At 42.9% G+C, this 22169-nt stretch carries 18 protein-coding genes; 6 read left to right on the plus strand and 12 right to left on the minus strand.

Annotation, left to right across the window (positions count from 1 at the left end; all coding sequences use genetic code 11):
- Nucleotides 1–247 precede the first annotated feature (247 nt).
- Nucleotides 248–1384 (plus strand): hypothetical protein, encoded by a 1137-nt coding sequence (locus tag EV207_RS17155; protein WP_132747381.1) that lies wholly within the window; start codon nt 248–250, stop codon nt 1382–1384.
- 81 nt (nt 1385–1465) lie between these two features.
- The gene (locus EV207_RS17160; protein WP_132747382.1) at nt 1466–1876 is read left to right on the plus strand and encodes a DoxX family protein; all 411 of its coding nucleotides are present in this window, start codon (nt 1466–1468) and stop codon (nt 1874–1876) included.
- A gap of 141 nt (nt 1877–2017) precedes the next feature.
- On the opposite strand, the gene EV207_RS17165 is transcribed toward EV207_RS17160, so the two are convergent.
- Nucleotides 2018–2383 carry a hypothetical protein gene (locus EV207_RS17165; protein WP_132747383.1) on the minus strand — a complete coding sequence of 122 codons (366 nt, stop codon included), beginning with the start codon at nt 2381–2383 and terminating at the stop codon, nt 2018–2020.
- 166 nt (nt 2384–2549) lie between these two features.
- On the opposite strand from EV207_RS17165, the gene dacB reads away from it, so the two are divergent.
- Nucleotides 2550–5363: a D-alanyl-D-alanine carboxypeptidase/D-alanyl-D-alanine endopeptidase gene (dacB, locus tag EV207_RS17170; RefSeq protein WP_165886991.1), complete on the plus strand. Its 2814-nt coding sequence runs from the start codon at nt 2550–2552 to the stop codon at nt 5361–5363.
- A gap of 136 nt (nt 5364–5499) precedes the next feature.
- Here dacB and EV207_RS17175 read toward each other — a convergent pair whose 3' ends face one another.
- The 8 genes from EV207_RS17175 to EV207_RS17210 all read right to left on the minus strand — a co-directional run bounded on the left by EV207_RS17175 (nt 5500) and on the right by EV207_RS17210 (nt 13509).
- Nucleotides 5500–7050, minus strand: coding sequence for a flotillin family protein (locus tag EV207_RS17175; RefSeq protein WP_132747385.1), 1551 nt, complete (start codon nt 7048–7050; stop codon nt 5500–5502).
- A gap of 14 nt (nt 7051–7064) precedes the next feature.
- Nucleotides 7065–7568, minus strand: coding sequence for an NfeD family membrane protein (locus EV207_RS17180; RefSeq protein WP_132747386.1), 504 nt, complete (start codon nt 7566–7568; stop codon nt 7065–7067).
- 336 nt (nt 7569–7904) lie between these two features.
- Nucleotides 7905–9356 (minus strand): MDR family MFS transporter, encoded by a 1452-nt coding sequence (locus EV207_RS17185; RefSeq protein ID WP_132747387.1) that lies wholly within the window; start codon nt 9354–9356, stop codon nt 7905–7907.
- Between the two features lie 215 nt (nt 9357–9571).
- The gene (locus EV207_RS17190) at nt 9572–9871 is read right to left on the minus strand and encodes a hypothetical protein (protein WP_132747388.1); all 300 of its coding nucleotides are present in this window, start codon (nt 9869–9871) and stop codon (nt 9572–9574) included.
- A gap of 264 nt (nt 9872–10135) precedes the next feature.
- Complete coding sequence (rlmN, locus tag EV207_RS17195; protein ID WP_132747389.1) at nt 10136–11200, minus strand: dual-specificity RNA methyltransferase RlmN; 1065 nt, start codon at nt 11198–11200, stop codon at nt 10136–10138.
- Nucleotides 11201–11572: 372 nt separating this feature from the next.
- Complete coding sequence (locus EV207_RS17200) at nt 11573–12058, minus strand: PaaI family thioesterase (protein ID WP_132747390.1); 486 nt, start codon at nt 12056–12058, stop codon at nt 11573–11575.
- Nucleotides 12059–12094: 36 nt separating this feature from the next.
- Nucleotides 12095–12877: an ABC transporter permease gene (locus tag EV207_RS17205; protein WP_132747391.1), complete on the minus strand. Its 783-nt coding sequence runs from the start codon at nt 12875–12877 to the stop codon at nt 12095–12097.
- The gene (locus tag EV207_RS17210) at nt 12874–13509 is read right to left on the minus strand and encodes an ABC transporter ATP-binding protein (RefSeq protein ID WP_132747392.1); all 636 of its coding nucleotides are present in this window, start codon (nt 13507–13509) and stop codon (nt 12874–12876) included. Before EV207_RS17210 ends, EV207_RS17205 begins: the two co-directional genes overlap by 4 nt.
- A gap of 242 nt (nt 13510–13751) precedes the next feature.
- On the opposite strand from EV207_RS17210, the gene EV207_RS17215 reads away from it, so the two are divergent.
- The 3 genes from EV207_RS17215 to EV207_RS17225 all read left to right on the plus strand — a co-directional run bounded on the left by EV207_RS17215 (nt 13752) and on the right by EV207_RS17225 (nt 17834).
- Entirely contained in the window at nt 13752–15092 is a 1341-nt protein-coding gene (locus EV207_RS17215; protein WP_132747393.1) for a C1 family peptidase, read from the plus strand.
- Nucleotides 15093–15677: 585 nt separating this feature from the next.
- Nucleotides 15678–16916, plus strand: a complete 1239-nt coding sequence (locus EV207_RS17220; protein WP_132747394.1) for a dicarboxylate/amino acid:cation symporter — start codon at nt 15678–15680, stop codon at nt 16914–16916.
- Nucleotides 16917–17114: 198 nt separating this feature from the next.
- Entirely contained in the window at nt 17115–17834 is a 720-nt protein-coding gene (locus tag EV207_RS17225) for a YebC/PmpR family DNA-binding transcriptional regulator (protein WP_132747416.1), read from the plus strand.
- A gap of 366 nt (nt 17835–18200) precedes the next feature.
- On the opposite strand, the gene EV207_RS17230 is transcribed toward EV207_RS17225, so the two are convergent.
- From EV207_RS17230 to htpG, 3 genes are all read right to left on the minus strand, one after another.
- Complete coding sequence (locus EV207_RS17230) at nt 18201–18845, minus strand: queuosine precursor transporter (RefSeq protein WP_132747395.1); 645 nt, start codon at nt 18843–18845, stop codon at nt 18201–18203.
- Nucleotides 18842–19342, minus strand: a complete 501-nt coding sequence (gene queF / locus EV207_RS17235; protein WP_132747396.1) for a preQ(1) synthase — start codon at nt 19340–19342, stop codon at nt 18842–18844. The genes EV207_RS17230 and queF overlap by 4 nt, the downstream gene beginning before the upstream one ends.
- Before the next feature lie 253 nt (nt 19343–19595).
- Entirely contained in the window at nt 19596–21473 is a 1878-nt protein-coding gene (gene htpG / locus EV207_RS17240) for a molecular chaperone HtpG (protein WP_132747397.1), read from the minus strand.
- Between the last annotated feature and the right edge of the window lie 696 nt (nt 21474–22169).

Consider the following 22169-nt stretch of genomic DNA (forward strand, 5'->3'; position numbering starts at 1 on the left):
AATAACATTAATATAGAATATTATCTGAGTTAAACCACGTTTTTATGTAAGGGACAAGAAAAAACGACAATAATTTGCATAATACTTCCCTATAATCCCTTTATGTACGTTAAACTAATATAGAATAGTTTCGCTTAAAGGATGCTTATCACCCACGTATCCATTACATAATAATTTCTGGATCCTTTTCTTATAAAAGTATCGTATTCACTATTCACCCAGACCTCAATTTAAGGATGTGACATGAATGAAAAAGGGCTTCTTTTTAATGGTGACTGCCGCCCTGCTTTTATTTTTTGCCACGGCATGCTCGGAAAAGAGTTCTGCACCGGAGCAAAAGCATGATGAGAAAAAGACTGACGAAGCCAAAAAGGCATCAGCCGACAAAAAAGAAAATGCTTCTGAAAGCAAGAAAAAGCAGGAAGAAAAGCCTGAAAAGAAACAAGAAAAACCTTTTAAACCAATGATGCCTTCGAAGGATGCTAAGCCTTTAAAAGAAAATTATTCACAAGAGGCTATTAGTAAGATGCCAAGACTTGAGGCGCACGGGCACAGCAGAGAGAGAAGTGTACCGTTTGGTCAAACCCTTCTAAAAGGCACAGAGGACAAGTCAAATGGACCGCTAAAAAAGTACAGGCTTGTTGCTTTTTATGGACAGCCTAATTCAACCCAAATGGGCATATTGGGGGAAAAAACGCCTGAAGCGTTAATGAAGCAGCTTAAGGAACAAGCCCAGGCTTATTCGGATGCCGACCCCGCCCATCCTGCGATTCCAACGATCGAACTGATTACAACAATTGCCCAGCGCAATCCAGGGCCTGATGGTCTGTACTTTCACCGGACATCAGAGCAGGATATAAGAGAATATGCAGAGCTGGCAAAGAAAAATGGCGCCCTCCTGCTATTGGATGTCCAACTTGGCCGTGATAATGTGCTGCACCAAGTGAAGCTGCTTGAGCCATATCTTAAGCTTCCGTACGTTCACCTGGCGATCGACACTGAATTTCATGTGAAAGAAGGACAAGTCCCTGGAGTAGACCTCGGCCATGTGGACGGCAGGGAAATTGATAAAGCGATTCAATATGTGTCAGACCTTGCTAAGAAAAACCATTTGCCTGATAAAATTGTCGTCGTTCATCAATTTAAAGGGGAAATTTTAGCGAATAAAAAGGCGATCAAGCCACGGGACAACGTTGAGGTTGCCCTTAATTATGATGGATTTGGACCGCCCGGCAGCAAAATGGCCAGCTATCAAGGCCTTGTCAGAAACGAACCGATTCAATACGGGGGATTCAAACTGTTTTTCAAGAATGATAAACCGCTGCTTACACCAAAAGAAGTGCTGAAGCTGGATCCCGCTCCCGCCATTATTGATTATCAGTGAGTACGGTGCAAATCAGTTATCATCTTATTCACAATAGGCTAAACTAAAATATGATCATGTAAGTTGAAAGTAGGGATTTGGATGACAGCAACTTTGGCAGCAAATATTGGGCTATTAATCATTCGTTTGGTTGTCGGCCTTACATTTGTAGGGCACGGAGCACAAAAGTTATTCGGATGGTTCGGAGGAGCTGGGGTAAGCAACACGGGAGAGTGGCTGGAGTCCATTGGCATTAAGCCTGGCGGGAAAATATGGGCTATTATCTGCGGTCTATTTGAGTTTGTTGGCGGTATATTCTTTGCGGCCGGGTTCCTGACTCCTGTGGGAGCAGCTCTTATTGTTATCATCATGATTGATGCGATCATTTCCGTCCATGGGAAAAATGGCTTTTGGTTGACTGAAGGCGGTTGTGAATACAACATTGTTTTGATCGCCATCACCGTTGGCGTAGCCTTAACCGGACCAGGTGACTATGTGTTAAGCTTTTTTTAGGTCTATATGAGCGCCATATAAGTATCCGCCTCACTTTTTTGTTAAGGGAGGCGGTCTTTTGTTTTCGGAACACTAAGGATTTATAGTGGGTGCTTTTGTAATTCGGAGAATTCCTTGGGGTTTAGGCATGTTTTATAATCATTATCTCACACCTATTCTATTCTTAATCTTTTGGATATCCTTCTTATTTTGCCAATTCTCTTCCCGAAGCAAATCGGTATCCTCGGCCAGGTCATCTAATTTTTCTTCGATGGTATCAAATCTTTCATTGACACCAATGAAGCTTTCGTTCATTTCCTTTCTAACGCTTGTGAATTCTTCCTTCATTTCACTTCTAACATTTTTGAATTCTTCCCTCATCTCGCCTCTAACATTATCGAATTCCTTCTTCATCTCACCCCTAACATTATCGAATTCCTTCTTCATCTCACCCCTAAACTTGCCGATACTGTCTTCAAAAAGCTTAGCAATAGTAATGATCATTTCCTGGGATTCATTTTTAGACATTTCCTGTCACCTCCTCCGTTATTTTTCTCATTATAACACGGATGATGTTGAATAATATGATTTATGTCATGTCTTTTATGCAAAAATTAGTCCAGAATGTTCAAGGAATAAATCGCTCGCCTCTTGAATATGTAAGCGAAATAATATGAATGATTGGAGGAAAATAATGAGAACGACAATACGATCCGCCCTGATTCCACTTATCATGCTCTCATTGGTATTCCAGTTGTTGATCGGTCCCTCTTTTGCAAAAGCTCAGGCGAATGATTTATTAGAGGACAATCTCAATCAGCTCCTCTTGCAGCTCGAACATAATGAAAACAGCAAAGGCATTCAAGCCGGGGTTGTTGTGTACAATTTGACAAAAGACAAGCTGCTGTATTCCCACAATCCCGAGAAGACGTTCATTCCTGCATCGACTTTAAAGCTTTTTGTCGCATCTACCGCCTTGGATACACTTAAGCCCGGCTATCAATTCAAGACACAAATGGATATAAAGGGAAAGCTGACAAAAGACGGGACCCTCCATGGTGACCTTATTGTAAAAGGATATGGAGACCCCTCCCTCTCAAAATCCGATCTTCAGCAAATGATTCAGCAGCTGAAGAAACGAACAGGCATAAAGAAAATCCAGGGTGACATCCTTGTTGACGAAAGCTATTTTGACAATGTCCGGCTTGGCAAAGCATGGATGTGGGATGATGAACCATGGTATTACAGCGCCCAAATCAGCGCCCTGTCCCTTAACGAGAATGTCGTTGATTTGACTGTCATGGCCAAAGACAATCAAATCGGTGCAAACCCTGACGTCTCTGTTTCCCCAATGAACGATTACGTAAAAATTGAGAATGACGTTAAAGTGGTTGAGGGATCCAAAAATGATGTGTCTTTCAATCGTCCACGCACTGAGAATTTCATTACAATCAAAGGCACCATCGGAAAGGACAGCAAGCCGGAAGAAGAAAGCATGACAATGGAAGATCCCGCATTGTTTGCCGGAAATGTGGTCAAACAGCTTATCCAAAAAAACGGTATCAGCTTGTCGGGAAAGTCAACCGTCAAGAAAACCGCCGCCACCATCCAGAAACCGGACGTGACCCATTATTCCAAGCCATTAAGTGAACTGATTACCCATTTGAATAAGGAAAGCGATAACTTTTATGCAGAAATGTTCTTGAAAACTGTTGGCAAAGTGGTAAATAAGGACGGCAGCTTTGATGCAGGTGTTCAAGCCGTCAGCAAACTGCTAAAGAAAGCTGGTCTTGAAGGTGATTACCGCCAAGTGGACGGCTCAGGACTGTCCCGTCTTAATTTCATCCCGCCGGACAGCATGCTGACATTTTTGCGTTATATAAAGGGGCAGAGTTACTGGCCAATCATCGAATCCTCCCTGCCGATTGCCGGTGTTGACGGCACACTGGAAAATAGAATGGAAAACACCCCGGCGGCAAACAACCTGCACGCCAAGACAGGTTCGATGTCGGGGGTAAATAATATGGTCGGATTAGTGAGGGCTGCTAACGGAGACCAATTAGCCTTTGTTATATTAATGAATGGCATCTATAAATCAAAGTATGCCAGAGATTTTCAAGATAATGTCGGTGTTCTTTTGGCGAACTACCCGAATTTGCAAACGCCGGAAACAAACTATGAACCAAATAAGCAAACTTATCCGCTTTCAGACAAAATTGACCCAATATTAAATGATAACCATCTTAAAGGTGTGACCGCCGGGGTCGTCATTCAGTCGATGGACAAGAACAAAACATTGTATGCCCGAAATAGAGACAAGTTGTTAACACCAGGGTCCGTCGTGAAGATTTGGCCAACAATTGCCGGCCTTAACTACCTCGGACCAAATTTCCGATATGGGACAGATCTATATGTCTCGAAAAAACCTAATCGCGGCGGCGTCCTTCATGGGGATCTCATTCTTAAAGGAAGCGGCGATCCATCCCTTACGACCGAAGATTTAGAGAATCTCGTCAAAACGTTAAAGCAGAAAGGAATCAAGCAAATAAAAGGGGATATCATCGTCGATGAAAGCGACTTTGATACCCAGCACTACCCGCTTGGCTGGACATGGGATCATGAGGATGACCCTGATTTTCCGCAAATCAGTGCACTCAGTGTGAACCACGGAACGGTCGCCGTTAATATTACACCGGGGAAACGTGCTGGCAAGCCACCTGTCATTTCACTTGAACCAAGGACTGACGATGTCCGAATCGTTAATAAAGCAAAAACCGGGGCTTCCGGTGATAAAGAGACACTTAATGTTGAGCGTGTACGCGGGGAGAATACCATCGTGATCAGCGGACAGTTGCCTTTGAATAAGAAAAATAAAAAGGTCCGGGTTTCTATCGAAGATCCCGCCCTTTACGCGGGTTATGTTCTAAAAAGCAGGCTTAAAGAAGCAGGCATTCATGTCCACCCCCACAGCAAAATCAGAACAGATCCAGTGCCTGAAAATGCGATTAAAGAAGACAGCTTGCATTCTGAGCCGCTCGCTGAGTTGATTAAAACCATGAATAAGGAAAATGACAATTTTTATGCAGAAATGCTTACAAAGACCATCGGCAAATTTCAAGAAGACGGCGCTAAAGGCGGCAGTACGAACGGCGGCGTCGGCATGATCTATGACTGGCTGGAAAATCATCACCTTAATACAACATTCGATCTTTATGACGGCTCCGGTGTCACAAGATACAACCAGATCAGTGCAAGCCACCTGAACGCGACACTGGCCGCAATAAAGGACAATCATGATTTCTATCACTCGTTGCCAGACCTTCATGTGGACGGTGCACGTAAAGTCAAAGGAATTACTGAAAATATCGAGAGTATCGGCAGCTGGACTGGCTATGTTACCGGAAAGTCCGGAGAACAATATGCCGTCACCATCCTAATGAACGGTTGGGCCCGTAATGAAGCGGTCATGGAGGATATTGAAAAGAAGATTCTTGCAGAACTGGAATAATGATAAGGGGCCGGGAAATGATTCCCCGGCCTTGCTTATATCTTACCGCCATGCGCTGATATATACTAATAGTCTAGATCATTTCGTCCTGGCAAAAAGATGAAGGCTGTCCCTTACCTTTGGGACAGCCTTTTGTTTAATCTCTTTTTTTCTTGTAATCAGGGATTTCATTTAAATCAACTTCAGCATTATGGGCGCTTGAAGGTTTTTTTAAAGCCTCGGGTGATTTGGTGGCTGCTGTATACATAGGATCGAAAATCCTGGAGCTTGACCTTTGGGTTAGCCCTTGCAGCACGCTATTGAGGTCAATGCCTGACACATCTTTCAATGTCTCGGGCATTTGTGACATCAATTTCGTCACGTAGTTGCTCATTCTGGCCGCACCGTCGCCTTCGCCGGAACCGCCATTGTCAATGACAGTGACTTTATCAATGGCCCGTAATGGCGAGGCGACTTTTTCAGCAAATTCAGGCAGCATTTTGGCAAGCATATCCAGTATCGCTGCTTCGCCGTATTTTTCCATTGCTTCAGCTAGTTTTTCTTTGGCTTCAGCTTCAGCAAAGCCTCGGGCCCGAATGATTTCCGCCTCAGCATTACCTCTGGCACGCTCAGATGATGCGGCCGCTTCCCCTTCCAGCCGAACCTTCTCGGCATCAGCTTCAGCAGCTTTTAACCGTGTGACCTTGTCAGCCTCAGCCCGCTGTTCGGCAGCATACCGGTCTGCATCTGCCTTCTTCTTGACCTCAGCATCGTATTGCCGCTCACTGCGCAGGATTTCTTTCTCTTCCAATTCGATTGATTTTTGCTTCTTAACAAGCTCAATTTTCATTTGTTCTTCCGTTACCTCTTGCTCAGAACGGGCTTTCTGCAAATCATAGGACATATCCGCTTCAGCCTTTGAGCGATCCTGTTCCCGTTTAAAGGCAGCCATCTTCAATTCCTTTTCCTTAGTTGCTTCGGCGATGTTTGTATCACGCAACAATTCAGCTTTTTGCCCGTCTTCATCAGCTTTGGCCTTACGAATACGGGAATCACGCAACGCATCCGCTTCGGATATTTCAGCATCACGTTTCACTTCGGCAATTCGCGGCTTCCCTAGAGCCTCAAGATAGCCATTTTCATCTTGGACATCTTTTATTGTAAAAGAGACGATCTGCAAGCCCATTTTTTTCAAATCAATGGATGCCTGACCCTGGACTTCCTGGGCAAAGCGTTCGCGGTTTTTATAAATTTCTTCAACCGTCATAGTGCCAAGAATCGCTCTCAAATGGCCTTCAAGCACCTCTTGCGCTTCACCTTCAAGTTCAGCATCCTTTTTCCCTAGAAATTGTTCAGCCGCTGTGGCGATCGCCTCAGTCGTGTTTCCAACTTTAATAATCGCTGTGGCATCAGCCATGACCGGAACGCCATTTTCTGTATAGACATTGGGCGTTGAGACGTCGAGCTTGTGGGAACGGAGGCTGATCAATTCTTTTTGCTGGAAAACCGGCAATATAAACGCCCCGCCGCCGCGGACAATTTTAATCCTCCCTTCTGACTCATCCTTGAAGACATTCTTAGAACCTAAGAAACTCCCTGTGATAATCATGGCATCATCTGCACCAACCGTCTTGTACCTTGTGGCAAATGCAATACCCAAGATGAGAACAACAGCTACAACAACACCAATAACAATCAATGAATCCATTTCTTTTCCCCCTGTTATTTAAAATCGTCCTCCATTGGAGAAACGTGACACACACCTTCTTTGTCTACTTCTACGATAAACACCCTTTTGCCGCTAATGATATCGATGTTATCAAAGCTTCGGGCTGTTTCACTTCGGCTCCCTGTTGCCGAGCCGATCAATACCTCACCATAGCCATGTGCGGGAATGCTCGTAATCACCTCAGCAATCCGGCCTTGGTATTCCTTCGCTGAATAGGCGTTTGAAGATTCTGCACGGGAGAGCGGGACAATGAGGAAATTATAGATGAGAATATATGTAATGACTCCCAGGGCAAAGCCAAACCCCAGTACAATCCCTGCAGGCAAACTCGTATACTTTGTTAATAAAATGCCAGTGCCTGAGAGCACTGCCAGCGTGCCAAACAATAGCAGCGGATGAAAAAAGCCGTCCAGCACACCATCAAGAATGTCGCCAATTAGAAAAAATATAATTGCAAGCACAAGACAGCCCAGCAAGACATCCCAATAAATTGTCAATAGATCGATAGCCTTTCACCCCCTTTTTTTTTGCCTACAAATTAGATATATATTTATTATATCAGCATTAATACCCATATAATTATACGTATAAATAAGTAAATCGTTTCAATAATTTACATCGATCCATGGAACACTTTTAACTATCACGGATATTTGGCTTACGAGAATATTGCATTTCTCTAAAGCGCCTTTGAATTCTTTATTATTACATATGAAAACCTTTTCTCTCACCCTTTTACCGACTTTTGTCCTTCATCTCACCTTTCCCCATGAAAGTCCCATCAACCCAAAAAAGAGACTTGCCCATTAGGACAAGTCTCATCTTATCTTTTTTTAGCTTCTAACCAACCTTTTGTTTGGTCTTCTGACCCTGCTTTGATTTTCCTCATTTTCTTCCGTTGGCGGATAGGTTTTCTTTATGAAGAAGGCCAAAATAGCCCCAATGAGTGACAATACAGTAATGACGATGAAGGCGACATTCACGCCGTAAATCAACGGGTGCAGGATATCCGGCTGTTGTATCGCAGCCTGTGCTGTATTCGTCATCACCGTCACGATAATCGCCGTTCCGATAGAGGCAGCAACCTGTCGCATAGTATTGCTCATCGCCGCCCCATGCGGGATTAACCGCTTAGGCAACTGGTTTAACCCAGCCGTCGTCGCTGGCATCATCACCATCGATAAGCCGAACATCCGGATCGAATACAGGATTGTAATAAAGGCGAATGATGTTGACGGCGTTAGGTTGGAAAAGGCCAAGGTTGTTATCGTAATAATGATCAACCCTGAGATCGCGAGCCACCTTGCCCCGATTTTATCAAACACCCGGCCGGTAATTGGCGACATGATCCCCATCACCAAGGCGCCAGGTAAAATGGCTAAGCCAGATTCCATGGCAGTGAAGCCACGCATGTTTTGCATGTAAAGCGGAATCAAGGTCTCGACTCCAATAAGTCCCATAAAACCTACCATTCCGATAATAGTTGTCAATGTAAAAATAAAATATTTAAAAACCCGGAACTCAAGCATAGGGTGACTGAGCCGCATTTGCCGGAGCACAAAGATAACTAGTGCAACTGCACCGACAGCCAACGTAATGACAGTAACGAGGTCTCCCCAGCCATTATTCCCAGCGCTCGTAAAGCCGTATAGCAATCCGCCGAAACCAAATGATGACAACATAATGGAAATGATATCGACTTTCGGATGAGTCAGTTCAGTCACATTTCTCATTGCTATAATCGCAATGACAATATCTATGAGAGCGATAGGCAAAATGATAAAGAACAAGACGCGCCAAGAATAATTGGCAATCACCCATCCTGAGAGCGCCGGACCAATCGCCGGAGCAAAGGAGATCACCAGGCCGACTAATCCCATCGCTGATCCCCGCTTATTGACAGGGAAAATAAGTAAAAAGACGGTTTGCATCAGAGGCAGCATAATGCCGGCACCGCTCGATTGAACGATTCTGCCAAACAAGAGAATACCGAAGTTTGGCGCAAGTCCCGCAATCAGTGTTCCAAGGGCAAAAATACTCATTGCAGAAATAAAGAGCTGCCTTGTTGAAAATCTTTCAAGCAAAAAGGCGCTGATTGGGATCATGACGCCATTGACGAGCATGAAAACCGTTGTCAGCCACTGTGCTGTATTAGCGCTAATATGCATTTCTTTCATAATAGGTGGAATAGCTGTAATCATCAATGTTTGATTTAAAATCGCAATAAATGCCCCTGCAAGCAGCAGGGCCACAATTGAAACCTTGCTATAACTTTGGGATGTCATCCTGGCTCCCCCTTTCCCCTTCTTTATTTTAAAACTGAATAATTTAGGTTTGAGTACCCATCATACCCCTTCCCTTACTCATTTGAAAAGGAAGATGCTCAGGGTGAATTTTTGAACTGCAAGGGATGTTGGAAATTGGGGAAACGGCAGTAAAGACGGCAAAGGTGTGACCCACCCTTACCGCCTTTTTTAAAGCGGGGTTTTATGGCATTAAGTCATTCATAAACGTTCACATGCAACAAGGAAAAGGACGTCATAGTAACCTTTTTCTGTAGGATATCCGCTATGGCCCCCGTACATTCTTTACACTTATTAAAGGTAATCCCTAGTGGCACATTAAAGGCATACTCAGTTCCCCATGAATGCCTGACAGTCTTTCTCAATTGAACACTATAAGTATTCTTCCCGCTGACCACAGACAGCCCGTGCTCGTCAAAAATAGTTACAATGTCTTTTGAGTCCTTGGTCCGCCCCAATAAAAAATCAATGACTTTATGTAGAAAAGCTAACATCATCGAACCCCTTTTTAAATTGAAAAATGGTAAGTGCCCCGCTGCCATTTATATAAGTATTCAAAGGGACTTAGGGATATGATTCCAAGTTCTAATTATGCTTTTACCATTCCTAGACTCTTGGATCAAACGGTAATCTGATAGAAAGATCAGAAGTAAAATCGCAAAATGCATAATAGCTGAAACACTGAGGCAGGAATGCCACCAAAATAAAAAGTGCACCTCACTAAAGGAGATACACTTCTTTAACCGCCCAAGTCAAATTTATTATGCCTTGGCCTTTTTAATTTGTTTACTTCTTAACTGTCCGCATGCGGCGTCAATGTCTGTTCCTTGTTCATGACGTATACCGCAATTGATGCCGTTTTTCTTCAGAGTGTCATAAAACGCGAGCACATCTTCTTTGTCGCTTCTTTGATATTGATTATGCTCATCCACGGGATTATACGGAATCAAATTAACATACGAGAGGTGCCGCTTGTTTTTTAAAAGCTTCGCGAGCTCACGGGCTTCTTCCTGATGGTCATTAACATCCCGCAGCAGGATATACTCGAACGTCATTCTTCTGTTTGTTTTTTCGAGATAATAATCAATAGCAGGCATTAATTTTTCAATCGGGAATGCCTTATTGATTTTCATAATACGCGTTCTAAGTTCGTTGTTTGGCGCGTGCAGGGAAACCGCCAAGTTGACTTGCAGATTAGCATCAGCAAACTCATAAATTTTATGCGCTAAACCACTCGTTGAAACTGTAATATGCCTGGCTCCGATAGCAAGGCCTTTTTGATCATTAACAACCCGCAAGAAATCCATTAGGTTATTAAAGTTATCAAAAGGTTCACCAATGCCCATAACAACGATGTGGCTGACTCTTTCGTCATTTCCCGCATCATCAAGGTGATGCTGCACATTCATAATTTGTTCTACAATTTCCCCGCTTGACAGATCACGGTTTTTCGTCAGCAAACCACTTGCACAAAACGAACAGCCGATGTTACAGCCTACTTGTGTTGTAACACAAACTGAAAGACCGTATTTTTGTCGCATCAAGACAGTTTCAATTAAATTGCCATCCTGAAGCTTGAACAAAAATTTGATGGTTCCATCCGAAGACTCCTGTTTTATATGCTGCTCCAACGTCTGTATGACAAAATGTTCCTCTAATAATTGGATACACTCTTTATTGACATTGTTCATGTCAGAGAAGTCTTTAACCCTCTTTTTATATAGCCAATCCCAGACCTGCTGCGCCCGGAACTTTTTATGTCCGTGTTCTATAAGCCATGATGTGAGTTGATCAAATGTCAATCCGTAAATGGATTCCTTATTCATTCATTACCCTCTTTTCAAAACTTAACATTCACACTCTAGTCTACTGAAAATAAGGCAAGGAAGCAACCCGCTAACTATTACCAGGGATGAAAACGGCTAAGGATGTTCAAATTCAGTTAGCACAAAGCGCTTGTTGAGGAAAAGGTGAAAGTTACGGAAGGTGTCTCCATTCTTACGGGAAAACCAAAATTTCTACGGATTTCCTCTTCATTTTCAGGGTGATTATTGCCCGCGATAGTGTTAAGTTGGTCGTATCGCCAGTTGGAGAAAACATTTTACAAAAAAAGGCCCTTTTAGGCCCTTTTATTCCTAATTTCAAGCTAAAAATGTTCATCTGGAAGGCAGCACCGCCTTCCAGACCTCATTGTTAATTTATTTCTTTTGCAAAAATGTATCGGGCATGACCGCAGCGATGACTTCGCCGCGCGCACAGAGCGTCTCACCCGCATAGACTTCCGTATTGACCTTCCACTTCTTTGGATGTATTTCTTCCACTGTGCCCAATGCTTTTAACGGGATGCCTTGTGGTGTTGGCTTTAGAAAATCCACATGCAATGATGCTGTTACAAATCGGGGCGGTTCGGCGCCGTCTCCAACGTCGTGGCCATTCTTGCGGTGCAAAGCAATCGATGCTGATCCTGTCCCATGGCAATCAATGAGCGACGCCATGACGCCGCCATAGACAAAACCAGGCAGTGCAGTATGCTCCGGATTCGGCTCAAAAATCGTGACGGTATGCTCCCCATCCCAGCCTGTCCGTAAATGATGGCCGCTTTCATTCTGCCGGCCGCATCCGTAACAGTGTGCAAAATCCTCCGGGTAATCGTCTTGAATCGCTTTTATCACTTTATCTTCCATTTTTTCACCCCTCCATTAATAGAATAACACAAATATTTAGTCCACTAACTGTGAACGTTTATTAAAAAATGCCTTGTAGCCTAAATAGAGGAATAAAATGACTGTAAGAGAGACGCTGCCGGAGATGCCAAGCATAATGGCTATTTGATATTTAATAGCAGAAAATGGGCTGGCACCTGAAAGAATGACACCCGTCATCATGCCCGGCAGAAAGACGATCCCCATGCCCACCATGCTGTTAATGGTCGGCAGAACCGCTGAATCAAAAGCGTGGTTCACGATATCCTTCGTAGCTTGATAAGGCGCAGCACCAAGCATTAGAGCAGACTCCACAAGATCCTTTTTTGACTTCATCCCTTCAATTAAGGCACTGACACCAAGCGTAATTCCAGTCATGGAATTGCCGATAATCATTCCGCCGATCGGGATAAAATAACGAGGGTTGTACCACGGGGAAAAATGAAGGACAACAAAGTTAAAATAAATGAGTGTAACAAATGTTCCGGCGGCCATAGAGATAGCAATCGCCTTTTTCAACTGTGGATTGATTGCTTTTTTGACACGCTGAAAGGTATTGTAAATCGCAAAGGTCTCCATGATTAAGAAAATGATGACAGTATAATAAGGGTTGGCATGTTTGAAAACATAAGTCAGGATAAAGCCGACAAGTATGAGCTGCAGTGTCATCCTAATGGACGAAATCAGAATTTCTTTCTCTCTTGGAATCCTTCGCCACCGCACAATAATCAATAATAGAATAATAAAGACATATGCAGAAGCGAGCTGCCAAAAGGTAATATCAATAATCTTATTGTTCATGGACGCACCACCCTTTCATTAATATCCTTCATCAGAATCATCTTATCAGAGTGTTCTTCAGCGAGCTTTTTTGAATGGGTGACCATTACCACGGTTTTGCCATTTTCTCTCGCGTAGTCAAAGAACCGGTCCATAACCAAAGATTCCGTGTCATCATCCAGAGCAGAAGTCGGTTCATCCAAGAGATACACTGGTGCATCCATTAAAATCACCCGGGCAAAAGCAAGCCGCTGCTTCTCCCCGCCTGACAGGGAATCGACACCGCCATCCAAGTCTTTATGTAAGCGAACCATTTTCAAAGCGTCCACCAAGGTTGAATCATTAGCAGGTTCCTTTTCAGAAAATTTCATTCCAATAAGCAAATTGTCTCTAATGTTCCCTGCAAAGACAGCAGGTGTCTGTGCCAACATGACGACCTGCCTTCTTAGCTCAATTGGATCATAATCCAATACGGATCGCCCATTATATAAAATGTCACCTTCATCAAAGCTGATTAACTGATTAAGCAGCTTCATCAGAGTCGTTTTCCCGCTGCCGCTCTCCCCAAAGAAAGTCATCACCTCTTGTGATCCGATGTCAACAGTCTTGATATTTAAAATATCTTTGTATGTTACATTTCTGATTTGAAACATCAGCACCCGCTCCGTTAACTGATTTTATGGATAAAACAGGGTAATACCCTCCGGTTTTTTCCACCTTTCATATTTAATAGATTAGCATAATAGCGTTGCAAAATAACCCTCTTTTAATGTTAATCTTTCACGGTCAACAAATAATTCAATATATTCAGCTACTTTAGTGCATTCGTATTGATTATGGATATTGTTGGAGGTAAAATTAGAGTGAACTGAATTACGGGAGAGGGAGCGATGTCATGGGTGTGGAATTGGAAAAAAACAATTCTATTTCAAAAGAGTTGATTGACCGTTTCTCGAAGGACTTTAGTAATAATCCTCAACAGAAGGTCATGATGAACGCGATCAAGAAAAATGGTATCAACGCGGTTGCTATGAACCAGGACTCACCAGTCAGCATGCAATACACGTTTTCACAGGAAATTACAACGGGGAAAATTACTAATCAAAAACAGAGCGGCCGATGCTGGATGTTCGCCGGCTTAAACACTCTTCGGCAGCATGTCATACACACTTGCAGCTTAGAATCATTTGAGCTCTCACAAAATTACCATATGTTCTGGGATAAATTTGAGAAGGCGAATTACTTTCTGGAAAGCATTCTTGGGACACTCGATGAGAAAACTGATAGCCGCCTCGTATCATGGTTGTTAAATGCTCCGGTACAAGATGGCGGACAATGGGAAATGTTTGTCAATTTGGTCGAAAAATATGGTGTTGTCCCCAAGCATGTCATGCCAGAAACATTCCACAGCAGCAGCTCGCGAATCATGAACAAGCTTCTGACGGCTAAACTGCGCGAAGGGGCCGCAAAGCTGCGCGCGCAAAAGGCATCCACCGATAAGTTAAGGCTCGAAAAAGAAGCCATCCTAGGCGACATCTACCGAATGCTCTGCCAATTCCTTGGAGAGCCCCCTGCTCATTTTGATTTTGAATACCGTGATAAAGATGAGACATATCACCGTGACTCAAATTTGACACCGAAGACATTCTTCCAAAAATACATTGATATTAACCTGAATGATTATGTTAGTATTATTAATGCTCCAACCGATGATAAGCCATTTGGCCGCACATACACAGTAAAATACCTCGGAAACGTTAAAGGCGGCAAAGACATATTATACCTTAATATCGAGATTGATGAATTGAAGAAATTAGCACTTAAGCAGCTAGAGGACAATGAACCGGTGTGGTTCGGGTGTGATGTTGGTCAGATGTCGGATCGCGACACCGGTGTTATGGATACGGCACTTTATAATTACGAATCTGCCCTAGACATTCCATTGCAGCTTACTAAGGCAGAGCGGCTCGACTATGGTGACAGCCTGATGACCCATGCTATGGTTTTGACAGGTGTTAACGTTGTTGATGGCAGACCAAACCGATGGAAAGTGGAAAACAGCTGGGGTAAGGATCCGGGCAAAGATGGCTTTTTTGTCATGAGCGATCAGTGGTTTGACGAATTTATGTATCAAATTGTCGTTAATAAAAAACATTTATCTAAAGAACTTCAAATGTCTCTGGGGCAAAAACCAATTGAATTAGAACCTTGGGACCCAATGGGATCCTTGGCTTAATTAATCTTCATACATTTTTGGGGCGCTCGAAAAAGGCGCCCCTCTTTTTGCAAATTAAGAAAGTGGGCACGCTGTCTAGCTACAACACCTAGCCCCTTGAATCACTTCGGTCCCTCTACGGCGGCAACACTAGGAAAGCTTCTTACAGAATAATCACCGCAGGAAAATCGCTTTTTGATTTTCCGAGCCTCCTCGAAGTCCTTCCGAGGGACATGGACGTACGAGTGTCGACGATGCCGCAGGACGCGACGTTTAGTCGACCAGTGCTCTTCCGGGCTAACCAAGGTGCTTGCGCTTTTCTTTAATGTTTCACGTGGAACGTTTCAAATTTCCCAGCCTTTCCCCATCTGGTTCTTCCTTAAAAAGAAAGTGCTGGCAAAGGTCCCTTCCAACGTTCGGTAGCAGTGGTTGCAAACACTAATTTAAAAAGACAAGCATTGATTTTGACAGACATACCCCTATATGTTGTACTTTACTATAATAATATCCGATTAAGTTCATAGGAATAAGCGGCCGCCAAAATTGTTTAATAGGTCTTTATTCCACCAGCTATCGGGAATTCTATTCTTATTAAGGAGGGTTGTAATGAAAAAAATTTGGAGGGGCTACGTCCATGCATCACTCATCTTGAAAATTACTATTGCTCTCATCCTTGGTATTATTGTTGGTCTAATATTTGGGAAACAAGCAACGGCTTTAGCGCCTTTTGGCGATTTGTTGATCCATCTGCTTCAATTTCTTATCATCCCGCTTGTTCTATTCACTTTGATCGTCGGTGTAAATCAGACTAAGCTTGGGAACCTGGGACGGATGGGAGGCAAAGTCTTTCTATATTACGTGGTAACTTCTGCCTTGGCCATTGTCGTTGGTCTCAGTGTCGCAAGCTTATTTCATTTGGGCAGCGGAATGGATTTAAAGACTAATGAAAAATTCAACGTTCCGGATAATCCCGGGGTTGTTAGTGTCCTCTTAAATATCGTTCCTAATAATATTATCAAAGCCTTTAGTGAACTTAACTTGCTTGGCATCATCTTCACCGCAATTGTTTTTGGTATCGCGATATCTTATTTACGAACGTCAAAGGAGCATACCGGACTTGGCAAGCATTTATATAAAACCGTCGAAGCTTTAAATGAAGCGACACTTGCCATTATGAAGGTCATTCTTCAATACGTGCCAATCGGTATTTTTGCGATTGTCGCAAAAACAGTCGGCGGCCAAGGCGCTGACACCCTGCTGTCATTAGGGAGCGTCATTATCAGTCTTTATGTGTCATTAATCGTACAGGTCGGCTTTTATATGCTCTTCATACTTTTAGCTAAAGTGCGCCCGGGCAAGTTTTTTGCCCATGCCAGAACACCGATGATCACCGCCTTTGTTACCCAAAGCAGCTCCGGTACATTGCCCCTGACGCTGAATGCGGCAAAAGGTCTAGGATTATCAAAGAGCCTATATGGCTTCAGTCTGCCTCTGGGTGCAACCATTAACATGGATGGCGCGGCGATCCGCATTGCTGTTTCTGCAGTTTTTGCTGCAAACATTGTCGGTGCACCCTTAAGCTTTACCGACATGCTAGAGGTTGTCCTAGTCGGAACTTTAGCATCAATCGGCACAGCGGGTGTTCCGGGAGCAGGCATTATTATGATTGCTACTGTGTTTGCACAAATTGGTCTGCCAATGGAGATTGTTGGGTTATTAACAGCTATCGATGCGATCGTCGGCATGGGCTGCACGGCCTTAAATGTCACCGGTGATTTGGTCGGAACAACCATTATAAATAAAACGGAAAAACATGAAGAAGCAAGTGGACTGCAGAAAAGCTAAAATAGCCATATGTTAGATTGAGAGACTGCATAAAGCAGTCTCTATTTTTAAGTTGGGGATTAGCCCGCCTGTCTTTTTGATTCCGGGACTCGAAATTACTCTTGAAATTGAGGTATAATATTATCTAGTGAATGAATACAATTCCCTTCATAAGAGGTGATAGGGAAATCGATTCTAATTTGAAAGCGAGTGTTCATGATGGGACGTAAGTGGAATAATATTAAAGAAAAAAAGGCGTCAAAGGATGCCAATACAAGCCGGATCTATGCAAAGTTTGGCCGGGAAATATATGTTGCGGCAAAACAAGGCGAACCGGACCCTGAAGCAAACCAGGCATTAAAAATGGTCCTTGAGCGTGCCAAAACGTACAATGTACCAAAAAATATTATTGAACGTGCGATTGAAAAAGCCAAAGGCGGCTCAGATGAAAGCTATGACGAACACCGTTATGAAGGCTTCGGACCAAACGGATCAATGGTGATCGTCGATACTCTGACAAATAATGTGAACCGTACCGCATCTGATGTCCGTGCGGCATTCGGCAAAAACGGCGGCAACATGGGGGTAAATGGATCTGTTGCTTATATGTTTGATGCCACGGCTGTTATCGGCCTTGAAGGTAAAACAGCTGATGACGTGCTTGAAATCTTGATGGAAGCTGATGTAGAAGTTCGCGATATTCTGGAAGAAGATGACGCGGTTATCGTCTATGCTGATCCAGAGCAATTCCATGCCGTGCAAGAAGCTCTTAAGGACGCAGGCATTGCCGAGTTTTCTGTTGCAGAGCTGACTATGCTTGCCCAAAATGATGTCACTCTGCCTGAAGACGCCCAAGCTCAATTCGAAAAGATGATTGATGTTCTTGATGACCTAGAGGATGTCCAACAGGTCTACCACAATGTAGATCTTGGTGAATAGGACGAAAGAAAGCAGACCTTTACCTTTATTGGTATGAAGGTCTGCTTTTTATATTATGGAGCCTCATAAGCCTGGGCTGGCGGCAAAAGGCGATTTAAAGTTTTTTCTCCATATAGACCTGCTCCAGATTTGGCTCAACTCCCTCTTCTTTTAAAACCTTGATCACACCATGGTTCTTCTTGGGAAAATTAAATGTCGTTCGCTTGCAATCCATTTTATATTACCAGTCTTATGGCCGACAGCCAATCAGGAACCTCTTTTATCCAACTTATAAATAAGTTGTAAATTTATTGACTTATGAGGACACTTACGAAAGACATTTCACCCGATTTCCAAGCACGTTTTGTCTTTCATCACCTTAATGATTTAACCTCTTACAGAGTGAGAACCCTCGCTTGTCACTGCCGATCGCTGTCTTCTAATGATCTCGACAAGTAAGTAGACAATCGGAGTAATCACAATGGATGCAAGGAATTTAAAGATATATTGGGTTAAAATCAGGCCGCCTAGAACAACTATGGGCATCGTGCCATAAAAAGCTATCGCGATAAAAATCGTTGTATCGATCAATTGGCTCACCATGGTTGATGCATTATTGCGGAGCCACAGCTTTTTGTTCCCGTGCAGCTTCTTCAGTCTATTGAACACAAAAACATCAAGATTCTGGCTAACGGCATAAGAGATTAAGCTGGCGAGGATCACCCGAAAGCTCCCGTTCAAAATGGTCTGGAATGAGCCTTGGTTTTTAAATATAGGCGCCGCCGGCAAATGGACGGTGATCGCTATGAATATCAGGGCGAGAATCTGTGTAATCAGACCCGCCTGAACGGTTCTCCGCCCTTCCCTTTTTCCGTAAACCTCCACAATGACGTCAACAATTGGATAAGTAAAAATATAAATAATGACGGCAGCGGGCAGTATGGCAAAACTCCCAAGGCTAAAAAGCTTTACAGCGACAATGTTAGCCAGGATTAAGAGGCCGACAAACGCCCCATTCAAATATAAAATCATCGGTTATCGACCTTTTCGGGATAGAGATCATGGTTCATCAATCGGACATTTGCCATTTCTTCATATTTAGTGCCGGGCCTGCCATAATTGCACCATGGATCGATGGAAATGCCGCCGCGCGGTGTGAATTTCCCCCAAACCTCAATATACCTCGGATCAAGCAGCTTAATTAAATCATTCATGATGATGTTGACGCAATCTTCATGGAAATCACCGTGGTTCCTGAAGCTGAAGAGATATAATTTAAGTGACTTGCTCTCTACAATTTTTTTATCCGGAATGTATGAGATGTACATTGTTGCAAAATCCGGCTGATGCGTTAACGGGCATAGGCTCGTAAACTCAGGACAATTAAATTTCACGAAATAGTCGCGGTCAGCATGGAGATTGTCCACCGCCTCCAATACCTCAGGCGCATAAGTCATCGCATATTGTGTATGTTGATTGCCAAGCAATGTTAAATCCTTTAAACCTTCCTCATGGTTTCTGCCAGACATAAAAAAGTCCCCCTTGTCATTAGTGCCCGCACACCTTTACAAGAGGGTTCATCATTTTCGCCATTCTACCTGCAACTTAAAGGATAAAAACATAAAAAGCCACATCCGATATGGACGTGGCAGAATTGTCATCTATCCATAGTTTTTTATATAGGGTTTAAAGCTATGAACCTCTTCCGCAAAGTGCGGGTATTCACTTCTCCCCTATGATATAGAACCTAAAGCTTGCCGTCAATGGGGTATTGGGCTGCTTTTACACCATGACCTTACAAATATCATTTGTAAACTCAACCGGGTCAATGACTGGCAATCCTTCAATGAGCAGGGCCTGGTTGTATAAAAGGTTTGTATACAGATTCAATTTCTCCTTATCTGTATCAAAAGCTGCTTTTAATGAACTAAACACCTCGTGGTTGATATTAATCTCCAAAATCTTGTCAGCTTTGACATTTTGGTTGTCAGGCATGCTATTTAGCACTTTCTCCATTTCTATCGACACTTCGCCATCTGCCGACAGACATACAGGGTGGGACTTTAACCTTTTGGACACCCTGACATCCTTTACTTTGTCTGATAAAACATTTTTCATGTAGTCGAAAAGCTCTTTGTTGTCAGTTTCCTCAGAAGTTTGATCCTCGTTTTCTTCCTCGTCGATCCCTAGATCACCGCTTGAAACAGATTTGAATTCTTTTTCTTTATAGTTCATTACCATTTTAATCGCGAATTCATCAATATCTTCAGTGAAATACAAGATCTCGTAGCCTTTTTCTGATACGATCTCAGTCTGCGGCAATTTTTCGATGCGGTCATGCGTTTCTCCGGCAGCGTAGTAAATATATTTCTGATCTTCCGGCATTCTTGAGACATAGTCAGCTAAAGTGACCAGCTTCTTCTCCTTGGATGAGTAGAACATCAATAAGTCCTGCAGCTCTTCCTTGTGGCTGCCGAAATCGCTGTACACCCCATACTTTAACTGTCTGCCAAAGGACTCATAAAAGGCTTCATATTTTTCACGGTCATCCTTCAATAGGCTTTGGAGCTGGCTTGCAATTTTTTTCTTAATATTCTTGGCAATCAGCTTCAATTGCCGGTCATGCTGGAGAATCTCTCTGGAGATATTAAGCGATAAATCCTCAGAATCCACCATGCCTTTGACAAAGCTGAAATAGTCAGGCAGCAGGTCTCCGCATTTCTCCATAATTAATACGCCGTTGGAATAGAGCTCTAATCCTTTTTCATATTCTTTAGTGTAATAGTCATAAGGCATTTTCTCCGGGATAAAGAGAATCGCGTTATATCTTACGGCACCATCGACGCTGATATGGATGTGTTTTAAAGGCTTGTCAAACCCGTAATGTTTTTCTGTATAAAAGTTTTCGTAATCTTCGTCAGTCAGCTCATTCTTATTCTTTCTCCAAATTGGAACCATGCTGTTGATCGTTTGTTCCTCTTGGACCTGTTCGAACTCATCTTCGCTGCCTTCCTTAGGCTTGCTTTCGGTCACATCCATTTTGATCGGGTAGCGGATAAAATCGGAGTATTTCTTTATAATCGTTTTTAAGTGGTGCTCTTCCAAGAACTCATCATAGTTCTCGTCTTCGTTATTCTCTTTGATATTCAGAATAACTTCTGTCCCTACATCCGCCTTTTCATGTGGTTCAATCGTATAGCCGTCCGTCCCTTGGGATTCCCACTTGTAAGCCTCATCACTGCCAAGAGCCTTAGTGAAGACGGTCACGGTGTCCGCTGCCATAAAAGCTGAATAAAAACCAACACCAAATTGGCCAATGATATCTTGGCCATCCTTCATTTCATTTTCATTTTTAAAAGCTAGCGAACCACTCTTAGCGATGATGCCAAGGTTATTCTCAAGCTCCTCTTTTGTCATGCCGATCCCGGTATCCGTGATTTTTAACGTTCTATTTTCCTTGTCAGCATCTACTTTTATGTAGTAATCATCCTTGTTAAAAGTTAGCGTATCATCAGTTAATGCCTTGTAATAAATCTTGTCGATCGCGTCACTGGCATTGGAAATGAGCTCTCTTAAAAAGATTTCTTTGTGCGAATAGATCGAGTTAACCATCATTTCTAACAGTCGCTTAGATTCTGCCTGGAATTGCTTTTTTTCCATTAAAAAGGCTCCTCTCTTATTAAACAAAAATCAGGATAACTCTATTTTAGCACTCTATCACCCAGAGTGCTAACCACTATTTAAATGTCATAGATTTTGGGGTGGAGTCAATATATCGTTTCTTTTTCGGAAGGCTTTACAAACTGCGATAAAAAGCTTCACCCAGTCATTATAGGACTTAGGTTCCTCTATTTCTTTAAAAATTGCCCCTTTTATGAAGTTATAGGACTCAGATTCCGTTATTTGCGAAAAATCAACTCAAATGACCTTTTGATTGACTGAATAACGGAACCACAGTCCGATAAAAATCCTAACTACCACTTACCTATGAGATGCGGATGGTCCGCTCCCCAATTTATGTCAAATCATAAGAGAAGTAACGCCAAACTGAGTAAAAATAAAAAGTTACGGACAAAGCCCCGAAAGTTACGGAATAATCGACATTCTTACGGACGAACATGCAATTCTTACGGATAACCTTTCGAAATTTACATGACCCAAGATAAAAAGGTGTTCAACAGAACACTTTCATCCCAAAATAAGCAACTTTTATTAAAAATTACGCTAAATTTGTCTTAGAATCATCATTTATACAAATCAATTGATGCACCGGGCGAATATTTTATTATTTCTTAATCAAACGAAAACAAGCACATGGTCACAATCATCCATGTGCTTTTAATGAAATACCTTTTT

This window comes from Scopulibacillus darangshiensis (genome assembly GCF_004341035.1).
Taxonomy (GTDB): domain Bacteria; phylum Bacillota; class Bacilli; order Bacillales; family Sporolactobacillaceae; genus Scopulibacillus; species Scopulibacillus darangshiensis.